The organism is Algoriphagus sp. (genome assembly GCF_029254265.1).
Classification (GTDB): Bacteria; Bacteroidota; Bacteroidia; order Cytophagales; family Cyclobacteriaceae; genus Algoriphagus.
In genome coordinates this window covers 24,926-39,918 of record NZ_JAQWXX010000079.1, presented here as the reverse complement: position 1 = coordinate 39,918, position 14,993 = coordinate 24,926, and the positions used below count along the sequence as shown (strand labels likewise).

Annotated in this window: 16 protein-coding genes and 1 pseudogene; 16 read left to right on the top strand and 1 reads right to left on the bottom strand. The window is 40.1% G+C overall.

The window, feature by feature from the left end:
* Positions 1–206: 206 nt before the first annotated feature.
* Positions 207–2,465 (bottom strand): catalase/peroxidase HPI, encoded by a 2,259-nt coding sequence (gene katG / locus P8O16_RS11765; protein ID WP_300314987.1) that lies wholly within the window; start codon positions 2,463–2,465, stop codon positions 207–209.
* Between the two features lie 202 nt (positions 2,466–2,667).
* Between katG and P8O16_RS11760 the strand changes: the two genes are divergently transcribed.
* The 16 genes and pseudogenes from P8O16_RS11760 (at position 2,668) to P8O16_RS11685 (ending at position 14,961) form a co-directional block, all read left to right on the top strand.
* Positions 2,668–2,964, top strand: a complete 297-nt coding sequence (locus tag P8O16_RS11760; protein WP_367182810.1) for an ArsR/SmtB family transcription factor — start codon at positions 2,668–2,670, stop codon at positions 2,962–2,964.
* Positions 2,965–3,023: 59 nt separating this feature from the next.
* Entirely contained in the window at positions 3,024–3,260 is a 237-nt protein-coding gene (locus tag P8O16_RS11755) for a thioredoxin family protein (RefSeq protein WP_300314981.1), read from the top strand.
* A gap of 4 nt (positions 3,261–3,264) precedes the next feature.
* Positions 3,265–3,639 carry a rhodanese-like domain-containing protein gene (locus P8O16_RS11750; protein WP_300314978.1) on the top strand — a complete coding sequence of 125 codons (375 nt, stop codon included), beginning with the start codon at positions 3,265–3,267 and terminating at the stop codon, positions 3,637–3,639.
* An 11-nt stretch (positions 3,640–3,650) separates the two neighbouring features.
* Entirely contained in the window at positions 3,651–4,625 is a 975-nt protein-coding gene (locus P8O16_RS11745) for a permease (protein WP_300314975.1), read from the top strand.
* Between the two features lie 10 nt (positions 4,626–4,635).
* Positions 4,636–4,923, top strand: coding sequence for a hypothetical protein (locus tag P8O16_RS11740; protein WP_300314972.1), 288 nt, complete (start codon positions 4,636–4,638; stop codon positions 4,921–4,923).
* The gene (locus P8O16_RS11735; protein ID WP_300314968.1) at positions 4,923–5,378 is read left to right on the top strand and encodes a DinB family protein; all 456 of its coding nucleotides are present in this window, start codon (positions 4,923–4,925) and stop codon (positions 5,376–5,378) included. The genes P8O16_RS11740 and P8O16_RS11735 overlap by 1 nt, the downstream gene beginning before the upstream one ends.
* Position 5,379: 1 nt before the next feature.
* Positions 5,380–6,087: an acetolactate decarboxylase gene (locus tag P8O16_RS11730; protein ID WP_300314966.1), complete on the top strand. Its 708-nt coding sequence runs from the start codon at positions 5,380–5,382 to the stop codon at positions 6,085–6,087.
* Positions 6,088–6,541: 454 nt separating this feature from the next.
* Positions 6,542–7,309, top strand: a complete 768-nt coding sequence (locus tag P8O16_RS11725) for a CDP-alcohol phosphatidyltransferase family protein (protein WP_300314963.1) — start codon at positions 6,542–6,544, stop codon at positions 7,307–7,309.
* A 23-nt stretch (positions 7,310–7,332) separates the two neighbouring features.
* Positions 7,333–8,574 carry an FAD-dependent oxidoreductase gene (locus P8O16_RS11720; RefSeq protein WP_300314960.1) on the top strand — a complete coding sequence of 414 codons (1,242 nt, stop codon included), beginning with the start codon at positions 7,333–7,335 and terminating at the stop codon, positions 8,572–8,574.
* Positions 8,575–8,579: 5 nt separating this feature from the next.
* A complete protein-coding gene (locus P8O16_RS11715) occupies positions 8,580–9,524 on the top strand; it encodes a glycosyltransferase family 2 protein (RefSeq protein WP_300314957.1) in 945 nt (314 codons plus the stop codon).
* A 39-nt stretch (positions 9,525–9,563) separates the two neighbouring features.
* The gene (locus P8O16_RS11710; protein ID WP_300314955.1) at positions 9,564–9,797 is read left to right on the top strand and encodes a hypothetical protein; all 234 of its coding nucleotides are present in this window, start codon (positions 9,564–9,566) and stop codon (positions 9,795–9,797) included.
* Positions 9,798–10,171: 374 nt separating this feature from the next.
* Positions 10,172–10,897, top strand: a complete 726-nt coding sequence (locus P8O16_RS11705; RefSeq protein WP_300314952.1) for a TMEM175 family protein — start codon at positions 10,172–10,174, stop codon at positions 10,895–10,897.
* Positions 10,898–10,953: 56 nt separating this feature from the next.
* Entirely contained in the window at positions 10,954–12,705 is a 1,752-nt protein-coding gene (locus P8O16_RS11700) for an arylsulfatase (RefSeq protein WP_300314949.1), read from the top strand.
* A 10-nt stretch (positions 12,706–12,715) separates the two neighbouring features.
* The gene (locus P8O16_RS11695; RefSeq protein ID WP_300314946.1) at positions 12,716–14,182 is read left to right on the top strand and encodes a pyridoxal-dependent decarboxylase; all 1,467 of its coding nucleotides are present in this window, start codon (positions 12,716–12,718) and stop codon (positions 14,180–14,182) included.
* Positions 14,183–14,298: 116 nt separating this feature from the next.
* A pseudogene (locus P8O16_RS11690) lies at positions 14,299–14,493 on the top strand (aquaporin); the annotation flags it as partial.
* Positions 14,494–14,517: 24 nt separating this feature from the next.
* Positions 14,518–14,961, top strand: coding sequence for an outer membrane insertion C- signal (locus tag P8O16_RS11685; RefSeq protein WP_300314944.1), 444 nt, complete (start codon positions 14,518–14,520; stop codon positions 14,959–14,961).
* The last annotated feature ends 32 nt before the right edge of the window (positions 14,962–14,993 follow it).

Here is a 14,993-nt window from a genome sequence, read left to right as displayed (position 1 = left end):
GTAAAGCCGCTCTTTCAGCCGATCACTCGTCTGAGGATCACTAAATAATTCTTCAAGTGTTCGTTTCTTTGTCATCTATTTGTAAAATTAGCAGACACACTTAACTGAACACTCTCTTTTCTCTTAATCATTCCTCTTTCGAAAAAAAATAAAACCAGTCCATTAGGGCTGGTTTTATTGCTAAAGTTCATTCTTGCTTTTTGATACTATTTATAGATTAAATCAAACCTATCCAGTTTCATTACCTTATCCCATGCTTTGACAAAGTCTTTTACGAATTTCTCATTTGCATTGCTGCCCCCATAAACCTCAGCCAAAGCTCTCAATTCGGAATTTGAACCAAAGATCAAATCTACACGGGTAGCAGTGTACTTAGCTGCTCCAGTTTTTCTGTCTTTTCCTTCAAACTCTTCTTTTGTATCTGAAATAGCTTTCCATTCGGTACTCATATCCAAAAGGTTCACAAAGAAATCGTTGTTTAACTTGTCCTTACTTTCTGTAAATATACCGTGCTTCGATCCATCATAATTTGCATTTAGCGCTCGCATACCCCCTACTAAAACGGTCATTTCCGGAGGAGTTAAGGTGAGTAATTGTGCTTTATCAATCAACAATTCCTCGGTAGATATTGTATACTGGGTTTTTAAGTAGTTTCGGAAACCATCTGCCATAGGTTCCAGTAATTCAAAAGAAGCTACATCTGTTTGCTCTTGGCTGGCATCCATACGTCCGGGAGTGAATGGGACCTCAATAGGGTAACCTGCATTTGCTGCGGCTTTTTCCACACTGGCATTTCCAGCCAATACAATCAAATCTGCAAGAGACACTTTCTTAGCTCCTGATTTAGCATTGAAGTCACTTTGAATTTTTTCAAGCACTGCCAATACTTTCGCCAATTGTTTTGGATTATTTACTTCCCAATCTTTTTGAGGAGCGAGACGTATTCTTGCTCCGTTTGCACCGCCTCTTCGATCAGATCCTCGGTAGGTAGAGGCCGAAGCCCAAGCCGTAGAAACCATCTCACTTATCGAAAGGCCTGAATTTAAAAGCGATGTTTTCAAAGCAGCGATATCCCTACTATTGATCAATTCATGATTTACGGCTGGGATAGGATCTTGCCAGATCATATCTTCTGTCGGTGCCTCAGGGCCTAAATAAGTCGTCTTTGGTCCCATATCTCGGTGAGTCAACTTAAACCAGGCCCGCGCAAAAGCATCATTAAATTTCTCTGGATGCTCATAAAAGTCCCGTGAGATTTTTTCATAAACAGGATCAAATCTCAATGATAAATCTGTGGTCAACATGGTGGGTTTATGCATTTTTTCTGAATCAAACGCATCTGGAACCATCATTTTGGGGTCTTTAGCCTCCCATTGATGCGCTCCCGCTGGACTTTTTGTCAGCTCCCATTCATTTTCAAATAAATTAAAAAAGAACAATTGGCTCCATTGCGTAGGTGTAGAAGTCCAAATCACCTCTAGACCAGAACTGATCGCATCAGCCCCTTTACCTGATTTATAGGTACTCTTCCAGCCAAATCCTTGCTCTTCAATGTCTGCGGCTTCAGGCTCTGGCCCTACGTTCGAGGCAGGTCCTGCACCGTGGGTTTTCCCTAGGGTGTGTCCTCCAGCAATCAAGGCTACTGTTTCTTCATCATTCATTCCCATTCTACCGAAAGTTTCGCGAATATCTTTTGCTGCAAGAACAGGGTCAGGGTTTCCATTTGGTCCTTCTGGATTGACATAAATTAATCCCATTTGCACCGCAGCCAAGGGATTTTCAAGTTCACGCTCTCCTTTGTAGCGTTGATCATCCAGCCATTTGGTTTCTTTTCCCCAATAGACATCCATATTAGGCTCATAAACATCCTCTCTACCTCCCGCAAAGCCGATAGTTTCAAATCCCATGGATTCCAGAGCAACATTACCCGTCAGAATCAATAAGTCAGCCCATGATATTTTATCCCCATACTTTTGTTTAATGGGCCAAAGAAGTCTTCTTGCCTTATCCAAATTGACGTTATCAGGCCAGCTATTGAGAGGAGCAAAACGCTGCTGACCGGAACGTGAACCTCCACGTCCATCACCCGTCCGATAAGTACCCGCACTATGCCAAGCCATTCTAATAAACAAGCCCCCATAGTTACCATAATCGGCAGGCCACCAATCTTGTGATTCCGTCAATACTGCACTAATGTTTTTTTTGAGCGCTACGTAGTCAAGGCTGTTAAACTCCTCGATATAATTGAAGTCTTCTCCCATCGGGTTCGACAAAGAAGAATTCTGACGAAGCATGCTTAGGTTTAACTGATTAGGCCACCAATCGCTATTACTGGTAGCTTTCATATTGGAAACGCTTTTCTTGGTTGCTCCCGAATAGCCATCTACAGTTTCACTTTTTTCCTGACATGCTGTAAACAGCGCACTTGAAAACACTATCAAGAAGAATAAAATAATATTTTTCATACACCTGGGTTTTTAATTAATACTATAAAAATTTATAAACTGACTGAATATAGGATAAGTAAAACAGCGATAAAATGACTTCTGTCACTTAATAGATAATTTCATATAATGCAGATTTTCTGATTGTTAGTGCGGGGATGATTTACTCCTTATTATTGTTCGTATATTTGCGAACAATAGATTTTAACAGTTTATGCCAAGCATTATTAAAACCGATTATTTCACAGCTGAACAAGAACTAACAGCCCGATTTGCTAAAGCATTGGGACATCCTGTTCGCATCGCTATTCTGGAATTATTAAGTTCCCAGTCCTGCTGCTATCATGGCGATATGGCGGAGGAACTTCCGATTGCTAAATCGACGCTTTCACAGCACCTAAAAGAGCTTAAAGAAGCAGGACTCATACAAGGTGATATTACCCCACCAACAACTAAGTACTGCATCAATAGAGAAAATTTTAATCTCGCTAAGACCCTATTAAACAAAGTATTGGAATAATTTCTATACAAAAATATTCTTGAGACAACCAAAACGAACTGAATATAAAAATCAAAAATATGACAGAAATAAAAGTGTTAGGTCCGGGATGCCCAAAGTGCAAAACCACCTACAGCAATGTGCTTGAAGCCCTAAAAAAAACAAATATGGAAGCCAATGTGGAAAAAGTGGAAGACATTGAAGAAATGATGAAATACAATGTGCTTACTACTCCTGTGCTCATGATCAATGGCGAGATAAAAGTAAAAGGCCGAATTGCTCAGGTTTCCGAAATTGTTGATTTGTTAAAAAAATAGGATCATGGAAAGTCAAACTTTAGTAAAAGAGATTTGCCCAACAACCACACAGAAATGGGTGAAAAATGGGGCGTTATTAGTTGATGTCCGAGAAAAAGACGAAGTGGAGCAATTGGCATATGACGTGCCTGCTATTCTCAATATCCCATTAAGTGAATTTGAGGAGCGCTTCCATGAAATACCAAAGGACAAAGATGTGGTGATGGTTTGCAAAAGTGGAAGCAGGAGTTTAAGAGCTGCTGGTTTTTTGGTAAATCACGGATACGATAAAGTAGTGAATATGCAACACGGGATGATTCGTTGGGCGCAAAAGGGCTTTCCTACAAAAGGCGATGCGGATATTGTTATTGACAATGGTGCCAGCTCCAGTTGCTGTTAAAAAAATAAATTATGTTCGATTGGTTACAACATTTTGCCGACTGGCTGATCTACTCCGTTCTCAATATCGGAGCAGAAACCCATTTAGGCACAGCCTTGAATTTCTTTGTGTACGACACATTGAAAATCCTTATTCTGTTGTTTCTGATTGTTTTTTTAATGGGAATTGTAAACGCCTACTTCCCTATTGAAAGGCTCAAAAACTATCTCAATCGAAAAAAGCTCTACGGATTAGAATACCTTTTTGCTTCCATTTTCGGAGCCATTACACCTTTCTGTTCCTGTTCTTCAGTTCCGCTGTTTATTGGCTTTGTCCAAGGAGGTATTCCATTAGGGGTAACTTTTGCTTTCCTGATCACTTCGCCCTTAGTAAATGAAGTCGCCATTGCGATGTTCATCGGTATGTTTGGCATTAAAGCAACTTTGATTTATGCTGGCTCGGGTATTTTGTTGGGTACAATTGGCGGCTGGTTATTAGGCAAATTCAATCTTGAGCCAATGCTTTCTGATTGGGTGAAAAAGATTTTGGAAAGTAAAATGCAGCAGGGGGAATACGAAGAGGAAAAAATGACTTTTGGGGAACGCCTGCCAGGAATTAGCCGAGGAGCTTGGGACATTGTTAAGGGCGTAGTACTTTATGTGATTATTGGTATTGCCATTGGGGCATTTATGCACGGGTATGTTCCGGATAACTTTTTTGGTCAATACTTAGGCGGCGGACAATGGTGGACTGTTCCATTTGCGGTAATTCTTGCGGTACCAATGTATACCAATGCCGCAGGAATTGTCCCGGTTATTCAGGTTTTTGTTGCTAAAGGAGTACCTCTTGGTACCGCAATAGCCTTTATGATGGCGACGGTTGGTTTATCCATTCCAGAAGCAACTTTGCTTAAAAAAGTGATGAGTATAAAACTGATTTCCATCTACTTCGGAGTTGTCACACTCTTTATCATTCTATCAGGATTCTTATTTAATATAATTTTATAAAAAAATAGCCATGCATCTCAACTCCAATTTCACCGAAAATAAACCCCTACAAACAAAGAAATTATTCAGCCCAACAGAAGGCTCAGTAATTACTATAAAACTAGAGGCAAATGCCGAAATGAAAGAACATACGACTAAAACTCCAGCCTTATTACTTGGGATTGTTGGGGAGGTGGTTTTTGAAAATGAAAAAGGGATTAAAGAAATTATTTGTCAAGGAGATTACATCGAAATCGAACCCGATGTAAAGCATTGGCTTTTGGCAAAAACTGACAGCAACCTAATCTTGATCAAATAATGAAAAAGAAAACAGAAATACTCCTTGAACTTTGGATAGAAGCCAGAACAAGATTTTCCAATCAACTAGAAAATATCACTTCCGAAGATTTAAGAAAAAAACTGGGGGAATGTCCAAATTCGGGGGGATTTCTAATTCGACATATCGGTGATGTTGAGTTACTTTTTGCTAAAAATGTTTTTGGGGATAACACGGTAAAAGTGACTGCCAAAACAGTTATTGATAAAAAAGACACAGGTGAATGGACAGATTTGGAAGCTTTGAAAAACTATGTCACCGAATCCTTCGAAAAGCTTAAATCCATCGTAGAAAAACAAACTGATGAAGATTGGGAAATGACTATTTCCACCAAAGAATTTGGTAGCAAAACCAAAGCGGAAGCCTTCGGAAGGATCGTTTCACACACAACTTACCACGCAGGACAATTGGCAATTATTAACAAATACGGATTATAATATGAGAATAATTACAAGCCTATTAATAGCACTTTTGATTTCCTTGAATTTAGAAGCGCAAGTAATGCACTCAGGCTCAATGAGCCAGATGGGACAAAATGGATTTTCCCCTAGCATCAGCATTGATAGTTTATTTACAAAAGATCATCTCTATGGACTAGGCCCCTATGGAAAAATGCAGGGTGAGCTTACCGTGTTGAATGGCGTGCCTTTGATCGCTTTTGCTGATGAAAAAGGAATGCTTACGGTAAGTACAGATGAGCAGGCCAAAGCGCCATTCTTCGTTTATGCTTATGTAAAGAAATGGAAAACTTTTGAAATAGAAATGAAAGCCGAAAGTGATGCAGAAATACAGGAAGCCGTAGAAAGCTTGGCCGTAGCTCAAGGCTATGATACTACCAATCCATTTCCATTTAGAATAATAGGGGAATTTGATGGACTAACCATCCATGTGGTTGCTCCACGCTCACCCGATGTGCCCGGATACAAAGAAGGAGTAACTAGTTATAAATACAATTATGAGTCTATAGAAGGTGAAATCTTCGGTTTTTATTCCCAATCAGGGCAAGGTATTTATACACACAAAGACAGTTTTGTCCATCTTCATTTTAGCACAGCCAATCAGTCAAAGATGGGTCATATCGATGCAATATCTATTAAACCAAAAAAAGTTAAAATTCTATTGCCAGCACAACCTTCTGATAAGTAAGAATTCTCAAAAAAAGTAAGCTTGTTCAAAACCAGGAGCAGGGAAATTTGGGAGGCTTGAGAGAATCTTACGATCATTAGTCTTATGGTTTAATAGTCTTGGACATTCCTAAAACCGCCAATAATTGAATTCGAAATATTCAGCGAATAGACAATTTTAAACTTTTTCTGTTTTATTAAATCTGGTGTAAAACAACGGAAATTGAGAAAACTTCGATAGAAAAGATGGTTGAAAGCATTAAAGCAGTAAGCCAACAGAAGTGTTTCAACCCTGAGACAGTCTAGCGCAACGAAATTCACTTCTTCTTCAAGAGACAAAAGCTGATGGGACTCCTTGAAGATTCCACTCCAACTTTAAATTAATCGTATCTTTATGGTTAATTTCCCCCAATCTAATTGAGGGGCTAGTTTGTCAATGCAAGTGGACGTCAAACAGCTCCGAAAAAAGACCATTCATGTCCAAATTACCAGAAGCGTACCAGTTCCTTGATTTATCAGATTACGGAAGACCAAGTGCAAGATGGATTGCCAATGCACTAAAAGACACATCAGTGACACCCATACAAGTCACCTCTTGGTTCATTGTATCTGGAGCTTTGGCGATAGCCTGTATCTTGCTCCAATTTTATGCGGCGGCGGCATTCTTTCTGATTCTAAAATCTATTTTGGATGCGGCAGATGGGGAGCTTTCGCGGATAAAAAACACCCCATCCTATATCGGAAGGTACTATGATTCCATCGCTGATATTATCCTTAATTTCCTCTTTTTTCTTGCGTTTTGGCACATTACTGATGGCAAAATCGGATACATGCTACTCGCTTTTATTGGGGTACAATTGCAAGGCACGTTGTACAATTACTACTATGTGATCCTAAGAAATACCGTGAATGGAGACCAGACCAGCCGGATTTTTGAAGACGTAGCGCCAGTGGCTATGGAGGGAGAAAAGCAAACTACTGTCAACCGATTTTATAAAGTCTATGATCTGCTCTACATCTCTTTTGACAAGACGATCTATCACCTTGATCGAAAGGCAATGAACAGTGAGCCATTTCCCAGGTGGTTTATGACCATGCTTTCAACCTTTGGATTGGGTTTTCAGCTACTCATCATGGCAATTATGTTATCGTTCAATTTGGAGGCATACATTATTCCATTTTTCATCGCATATTCATGTTTGATTTTAGTCTTTGTGGCAATCAGGAGAATAGTATTGAGCTGATGATTAACAAGCAAATTTGAATTATGAATGAAATTGCACCAAAAAAAAGAATAGCAATTCTTGGAGCAGGAGGACTTGGCGTTTGTACGGCCTTAGAACTAGCCAATCGAGGCTATCATGTAGATCTATATGAGGAGCATTCTGCTCCAGTCAAAAAAGCAAGCTATGTCCAAGAAGGTAAAATCCACTTAGGCCTAATTTACGCTTTGGACAAGGAGCTTCATACTGCAAAGGAAATGATCAATGGAGCACTCCATTTCATCACTTACCTTAAGCGTTGGGTGGATATCAATCCTGAGGAAATTATTTCTACTCCATTTTATTATGGTGTGCATAAAGGTTCCCTGATGTCACCTGAAGAGGTAGCTGTTCATTACAATCATTGCAGTAACTATTTTAAAGAAGCTAGGTCTCATTTCAAAAAAGACTATTTGGATCTCTTCGAGTCGCTCGAGATTTCCCGACTTCCAGACTCGGAGATAGATTCTGTTGCCAATCCTGACTACATGGAGGCGATTTTCAAAACCACTGAGTATGCAGTTGAACCGAGAATCATCTCCGAAAAGCTTACCGAAGCAGTACTGGCTCACCCACAAATCAACCTGTTCTTAAACACCAAGATTACAGCCGTTTCGGATCAAGGAAACGGATTGAAGGTCCATTTTACCCGTGACCAAAACCCTGCTGCAGAAATTTATCCTGAAGTCATCAATGCCACTTGGAATGGACTTCTTGCCATAGATAAAACCATGGGGATCGAGCCTCCCCAAAAGTGGTCGCATCGATACAAATTCGGAAATAAGGTGTTGATTCCTCTGAAAAATGAAGATTTACCATCCTTGACCATTGTGCAAGGCCCCTTTGGTGACACTGTGAATTTCAGAGATCGAGGACTGTTTATGTCTTGGTATCCAGTCGGCCGGACTGGCTGGTCTGAAGATTATAGAGCACCAGAATGGGATAATCAATATTCTACAGCAGAGCGGATTGATGTCTTCGAAAAAAGTTTGGAGGAAATCGCTTTACGGATTCCTGCTATCCGAAATTTAAAATTTAGGCCAGAGGATATCAGCCCTGTAGGTGGAGTGATCTATGCCCACGGCAATCAAGACGTGGACGTAGCGGACTCCAGACTGCACACGCGCTTCGAAGTAGGAATGCGATCGTTTGGCAATTATCATACAGTCAACACTGGCAAATACACGATTATCCCATTGCTCGCAGTCACTATTGCAAATAAGATTTCTGGAAAAACATTATCCTAAAGATTTTGGAAAACCCACTGATTTCAATCATTGTAGCTACCTACAATTCCAGTTATGTACTTCGCTATGCGATACAAAGTGTACTGGATTCAGATTATCAAAACTGGGAAATGATTATCACGGGAGATTGCTGCACCGATGACACCGAGGCAGTGGTGCGGAGTTTTGGTGACTCGAGAATCTCCTTTACCAATTTGGACGAAAATAGTGGGCAGCAAGCGAAGCCAACGAATGTAGCCTTGGGCAAAGTAAAGGGTGAGTACATTACTTTTCTAAATCAGGATGATCTTTTTTTCAAGGATCATCTCAGTAGCTGTGTTGAAGAAATACAAAAATCTGGGGCTGAGTTTATGATTGTTCCAGGAATAAAAATCTCTCCCTCAACTCCAATGGAACTGGAAAACAATTCATTTGCAGCCGAGATGTACGCAGTGCATCCAAAGGGGAAGTTTTCCCCACATATTTTTAGCATTGCCTCGACTTGGTTTATTCACAGCTCTGTCCCTGAGAAAATAGGATTATGGAAAATGGAGAAAGATGTCTTTGTCACCCCATCTCAGGAGTGGCTTTTCCGGGCATATACTCAGAATATAGGCTTTCATTTCCCAAAAAGAATAGGTCTAATAATCATACATAGCGCTGAACGAAAGGGCTTTTACACTGAAAATTCAAGCTTTGAGCATGATTATTTTTTTCCAAGATTAAACTCCTTGGAACTAAAATCAGGCCTGCTGGAAAAAGCAGCTTTGAAAGTTGCTGGAGATTATAACCATTTATTATTCAAATCCCCACATACCTTATTCAGGAGAATTCTAGGGGCTCCATTCCATCGTGTTTTGGAACGCTTAAAAATCCACCCCACTTCTTTCCGACTTTATTTGAAATGGAAAAAAAGAGGAAAATTCATCAACCATCTAAAAAATATTGCTGAGCAACCAAAGGAGGATTAGAACAGTTTTCGTTTGAATAATTTAATCTGAGCAATCTTTTTGATACTTACAGTTTATTTTAACTTTAAAAAAATAACTCAGCTCCTTCCTCCAGCGATCAATTTCCTTCTTCGAAGTTCTATCTATTCCCTTTTGATTTTCTTTTTTGCCTGTGAGGCAAAATCTCCGGATACGAAGCCCAACGTTATCCTTATTCTTACCGATGATCAAGGCTACGGAGATCTTGGAATTCACGGGAATGCAGATATAAATACTGGACTTGGTGTTTACTGAATTGAATCTAGTCGCCAAGCGAAGGTAATTAATGTAGTCTTGAACAACTTAGAGGGCAAAGGATATTCCTTTTTTGAGTCAGGATTATCTTTTTTTCAAGGTTCATCTTAGTAGCGGTACTGAAGAAATATAAAATCTGGGGCTGAGTTTATGATTTACTCTTGGAAGAAAATCCTCCCACTCAAGTCCCCAAAAACATTAGAATATTCCATTCGCAGTAAAAGTTTAACTGAGAAGAATGGAGGTACTCTGAAATAATGTATCTCGCATCTTTTTTATATAAACTGATCCTAAAATTCTAGAATTGTCATAAAGCTTAAATACTTTGAAATAAAATTCACAAATTGAGTAGGTTGAAACCAAAGAAAGAGAGGATGGGCAAAAGAATACTTTCAAATAATCAGAAAAACCCAAGTTTTACTTTTCGCGGGGCAAGTCCTTCCAGATTGGATAATTTGACAGATGCAGTATTTGGAATTGCCATCACTTTATTGATTTTCAATCTCTCAAGCCCTAACTCCCTCAGGGATCTTATCGTCTTTTCTCAAACGTTGCCAGCCTTTTTGATCAGCATTGGATTTTTGATCTTAATATGGCAAGAGCACGTACGGTTTTCCGAAATTTTTACCATAAAAGGCCCTTGGTTGATTTTCCTAAATTCACTTTTCTTGGCCTTAATTATTTTCTATGTCTATCCACTTCGGTTTTTGACGCTTTTCCTCACCAAAGTAATTTTCAATATTGACAGTCTTGTGGAGATCTCGGCAGAGGAAATTCCAGACCTTATGATTTATTATGGGTTTGTTGCTTTCGCTCTCTACTTTATTCTATTAGGGTTTTATGTACTAGCAATCCAAAATAAAGAGGTTCTGAAACTCAACGATTTTGAATTCCTACATGCCCGATTTCAGCGAATCCGAATGGTGATCATGTGCTTAGTTCCTTTAATATCTATCACTTTAGTTTGGTTCTTAAGACCCTATTCTATAGGATGGAGTTCTTTCTTTGGGGGTTTGATGTATGCATTTTACACTCCTTTAATCATGGTATGGGTCAAGTTTCATAAAAAGGCCGAGGCTAAATTAATGGCTGATAAATAAAGAAGTATAAATCAGCAATTCTGGAGTTTACCATCTTGAGACAAATCCAATTGACTATGTTTCGAATTTTTCTGCTAATTATATTACTCGTAAGCTTAAATTCTTGCAATCCAGCTAATCCTTCCGTCAGATCTCCCAACGTCATCCTTATTCTTACCGATGATCAAGGCTACGGAGATCTGGGAATTCACGGGAATGCAGATATAAATACCCCGGTTTTAGATCAATTGGGAAGGGAGTCTGCACGGTTTGATCGATTTTATGTTAGCCCTCTTTGTGCGCCTACCCGAGCGAGTATTCTGACCGGACGCTATCATTTGCGAACAGGTACGATATCCGTTTCGAATGGATTAGAAGTAATGGATGCTTCAGAGTACACACTCGCTGAACTTTTCAAGGCTAATGGCTATTCCACTGGCATATTTGGCAAATGGCATAACGGGCAACATTACCCCAATCATCCATTAGCTCAGGGCTTTGATGAATTCACGGGTTTTTTGGCAGGACACTGGTCTAATTATTTTGACACGCAGCTCGAAAAAGATAGAAAAACACAGCAAATAGAAGGTTACCTCCCGGATATACTGACCGACGAGGCAATCGCTTTTATTGAAAAAAATCAGTCGAAGCCTTTTTTCGCATACCTACCCTACAATACTCCACATAGCCCGCACCAAGTGCCTGATGAGTATTTTGACTTTTACAAAAAACAAGGTCTTTCGGATGAATTGGCAGCTATTCATGGTATGGTCAGCAATATCGACTCAAACATTGGGAGGGTTTTGGAAAAGCTGGATGAATTGGGGCTTGAAGAAAATACGCTTGTAATCTTCCTGACTGATAATGGTCCAAATGGAAATCGATACAATGCAGCTATGAAAGGCATTAAGGGAAGTGTCCATGAGGGAGGAGTTCGGGTTCCTTCATTTTGGAAATTACCTGGAGTAATTAGCCCTGGACTGAAAGAAACCCCAGGTGCGCATATTGATATATTACCGACTTTGGTGGATTTGCTTAGCCTTGATTTTGAGGAAAAGAAAAGACTTGACGGAGTAAGTCTAGCTCCAACCTTGAGAGGTGAAGATCAGAAAATCAACCGGGCGATTTTTTCACAGGTTGCCTTCCCTCAGCAAGAAATTACTCCAGAACCTGGAGCAATCCGAAAGGACTCCATGCTTTTGGTCCTCTTAAAAGAAGGCGTGGAATTATACGATTTGAAAAATGACCCCAACCAAACCCGAAATTTAGCTGAGATCCAAGAAGAAACCACTGCTAATCTGAAAGCCGATTACATGGCGTGGTGGCAAGAAGTGAGTTCGGATATAAATCTCAACCGCCCAATTCCTATTTCTAATCAGGCTCCACAAATCTTATTAGCTGGATATGAGGCGGCATTTTCCGGAGGAATCAAATTTTATGAAGGACATGGCTGGGCCCAAGATTGGCTGACAAATTGGAAAGGGCTGAATGACAGAATCTCTTGGAATCTTAATGTAATTGATCCAGGTGTTTACGAAGTAATTCTAGAATACAGCGCGAGCAAAGATCAAATTGGATCCGAACTTATCTTACGGCAAGCTGATGAAGAGATTACCTTTCAACTCAAGGAGAACTTTGAAGGAGAATTGATTCCTAGTCCTGATCGTATCCCCAGAAAAGAGGCTCCTGAAAAAACATGGAAGCAGATTCCAATTGGAAAAATTGACTTAAAAGTGGGAAATACCAGATTGGATTTATTTGCAAAAAATATTTCTCCAGCGGGCGTAGGCGAACTATATAGCCTTCGATTGATTCCTTCAAAAGATTAATAACCCAACTATGACTGAAAAAAAACACGAAAACCAGACTTTGGATCCGGAAAATTGGGATGAAATCAGAGCTTTGGGCCATCAAATGATTGATGATTTGGTCAATTATTGGCAAGGAATCAGGGAAGAACCCACTTGGAAACCCATCCCGGAGGAGATAAAATCCACATTTGATACCAGTGTACCAAAACAGGGAATCGCTCCCTCCAAAGTGTACGAACAATTCAAGACAACTATTTTCCCTTACAACAAAGGAAATGTTCATCCCAGGTTTTTTGCCTGGATTCAGGGAACAGGAAATCCCATGGGTGTTTGGGGAGATCTCCTTGCATCGGGAATGAATCCAAATGTGGCGATTGGCGAACACGCACCAATGTATGTAGATCATCAAGTGGTCAACTGGTGTAAGGAAATCATGGGATTCCCTGAAAATTCTTCCGGGATTTTGGTGAGTGGTGGAAGTATGGCAAATATCACTGCGCTGACGGTGGCTAGAAACTCATTCCGAGATCGTAGGATTAGAAAAAAAGGATTACAGCAAACGCCTGAAAAACTACTAATCTACTGCTCAGTTGAAACACATAGCTGTATTCAAAAAGCAGCTGAGATCATCGGTCTTGGAACAGATGCAGTTCGAAAAATCGGTGTGAATGAGCATTTTGAAATGCTGACAGATGAATTGGAAGATCAAATCCGTTTGGATATTTCCGAAGGATTTACCCCTTTTTGCATCGTAGGGACTTCAGGAACAGTAAATACCGGTGCGATTGATCCGATGGAGAAACTTCTTTCACTCAGCGAAAAGTACGATTTATGGTTTCATGTTGATGGGGCTTATGGAGCACTTTGTAAGTTGGATCCCGTTTATTCAGATAGATTAAAAGCCATAGAAGAAGCTGACAGTTTAGCTTTCGACCTTCACAAATGGCTCTATGTTCCTTATGAAGTAGGCTGCACGCTGATCCGGGACCAGAAAAAGCACAGAGATTCTTTTGCAGTAAATCCTAACTACCTCCTTCAAGAGGTCCGAGGACTTGCCGGTGGACTAGACTCGATCAATAATTATGGGTTTGAGCTTTCACGGGGTTTCAAAGCATTGAAAGTATGGATGTCGCTCAAATCGCATGGTCTGGAAAAGTATCAAACGATGATTTCCCAAAACAACCGCCAAGCGGAATATTTGGCTGAGCTGGTCAAATCTGAACCTCTTCTGGAATTGACTGCTCCCGTTTCGATGAGCATAACATGTTTTAGGATGCTTGTACCTGGTTTTTCCGAAGAAGAACTACAGGAATTAAACCGGGAAATTTTACTTCGCCTTCAAGAATCAGGAATCGCATCCCCGAGCTCTACCATTCTCTATAGAAAATATACATTACGAATAGCCAATGTCAATCAACGGACTCGCTTTGAAGACATGGATTTATTGGTAAAAGAAGTCTTGAGGATAGGGAATGAGGTTTTGAAAAGTAGTTAAATCTGAATCCGGCAATTTCCGATAGGCTTTGGTTGGAGAAGACTTGAGGATAAAGACGTAGTAGGTTCCTTCATCCCCCAAGTTTTGAAAAGGCCACAACTGATGGATTAGATCTCGTATTGATTCGCCTCATTAGTATTCCTCTGAAAAGTACTTCTGTAAATCCTGCAAAAAGTACTTTTCAGGCGATTTTTGCAGGAGGTATTTATTTGCAACAACTGTGGTTATTCTGGCTATCACCAATTATTGGCGCAGCTCTTGCAGGGATAATTCATAAGAATTTTCTATCCAGATCAGACGCGAAGTCTTAAATTTGGGCAAACAAAAATTAATTTATGAAACATTTAAAGATTCTTTCAATTGTCATTCTCCTCTTTGTGGCAGGTACTTTTGATCTAAAGGCACAGGAAATCGGTATACGATTTGGAGATTTTTATGGCAATAATGTCGCCATAGACGGGGTTTTTGCATTGGGTGATTTCAGCAGAATTCACGCTGATGTCAGTTTTGGAGGAAATGGATTGGGAATCGATGCACTTTGGAATCCAATCTATGATGATATTCCTGATACCGATTTGCAATGGTATGCGGGATTTGGTCCTGCGCTATATCTTGGCGACGACTTCCGCTTTGGGGCTGCCGGTGAAGTAGGTGCTGAGTATGCATTTGCAGATGTTCCCATCACGATTGGATTGGACTTCAGACCCTATTTATTCTTGGTCGAGGAGACGGAATTTCGAGCAGGATTTGGCCTAAATGTGCGTTGGAGATTAAATTAAATAATCTATTAATCCATAACTTGGAGCCGACT

What these genes read in the sequence shown, in the direction of transcription:
- P8O16_RS11755 (WP_300314981.1), top strand. Translation starts at nt 3,024, where the DNA reads ATGACAGAAATAAAAGTGTTAGGTCCGGGATGCCCAAAGTGCAAAACC.
- P8O16_RS11725 (WP_300314963.1), top strand. Translation starts at nt 6,542, where the DNA reads ATGTCCAAATTACCAGAAGCGTACCAGTTCCTTGATTTATCAGATTAC.
- P8O16_RS11730 (WP_300314966.1), top strand. Translation starts at nt 5,380, where the DNA reads ATGAGAATAATTACAAGCCTATTAATAGCACTTTTGATTTCCTTGAAT.
- P8O16_RS11700 (WP_300314949.1), top strand. Translation starts at nt 10,954, where the DNA reads ATGTTTCGAATTTTTCTGCTAATTATATTACTCGTAAGCTTAAATTCT.
- P8O16_RS11750 (WP_300314978.1), top strand. Translation starts at nt 3,265, where the DNA reads ATGGAAAGTCAAACTTTAGTAAAAGAGATTTGCCCAACAACCACACAG.
- P8O16_RS11705 (WP_300314952.1), top strand. Translation starts at nt 10,172, where the DNA reads ATGGGCAAAAGAATACTTTCAAATAATCAGAAAAACCCAAGTTTTACT.
- P8O16_RS11720 (WP_300314960.1), top strand. Translation starts at nt 7,333, where the DNA reads ATGAATGAAATTGCACCAAAAAAAAGAATAGCAATTCTTGGAGCAGGA.
- P8O16_RS11695 (WP_300314946.1), top strand. Translation starts at nt 12,716, where the DNA reads ATGACTGAAAAAAAACACGAAAACCAGACTTTGGATCCGGAAAATTGG.
- P8O16_RS11735 (WP_300314968.1), top strand. Translation starts at nt 4,923, where the DNA reads ATGAAAAAGAAAACAGAAATACTCCTTGAACTTTGGATAGAAGCCAGA.
- katG (WP_300314987.1), bottom strand. Translation starts at nt 2,465, where the DNA reads ATGAAAAATATTATTTTATTCTTCTTGATAGTGTTTTCAAGTGCGCTG.
- P8O16_RS11685 (WP_300314944.1), top strand. Translation starts at nt 14,518, where the DNA reads ATGAAACATTTAAAGATTCTTTCAATTGTCATTCTCCTCTTTGTGGCA.
- P8O16_RS11740 (WP_300314972.1), top strand. Translation starts at nt 4,636, where the DNA reads ATGCATCTCAACTCCAATTTCACCGAAAATAAACCCCTACAAACAAAG.
- P8O16_RS11745 (WP_300314975.1), top strand. Translation starts at nt 3,651, where the DNA reads ATGTTCGATTGGTTACAACATTTTGCCGACTGGCTGATCTACTCCGTT.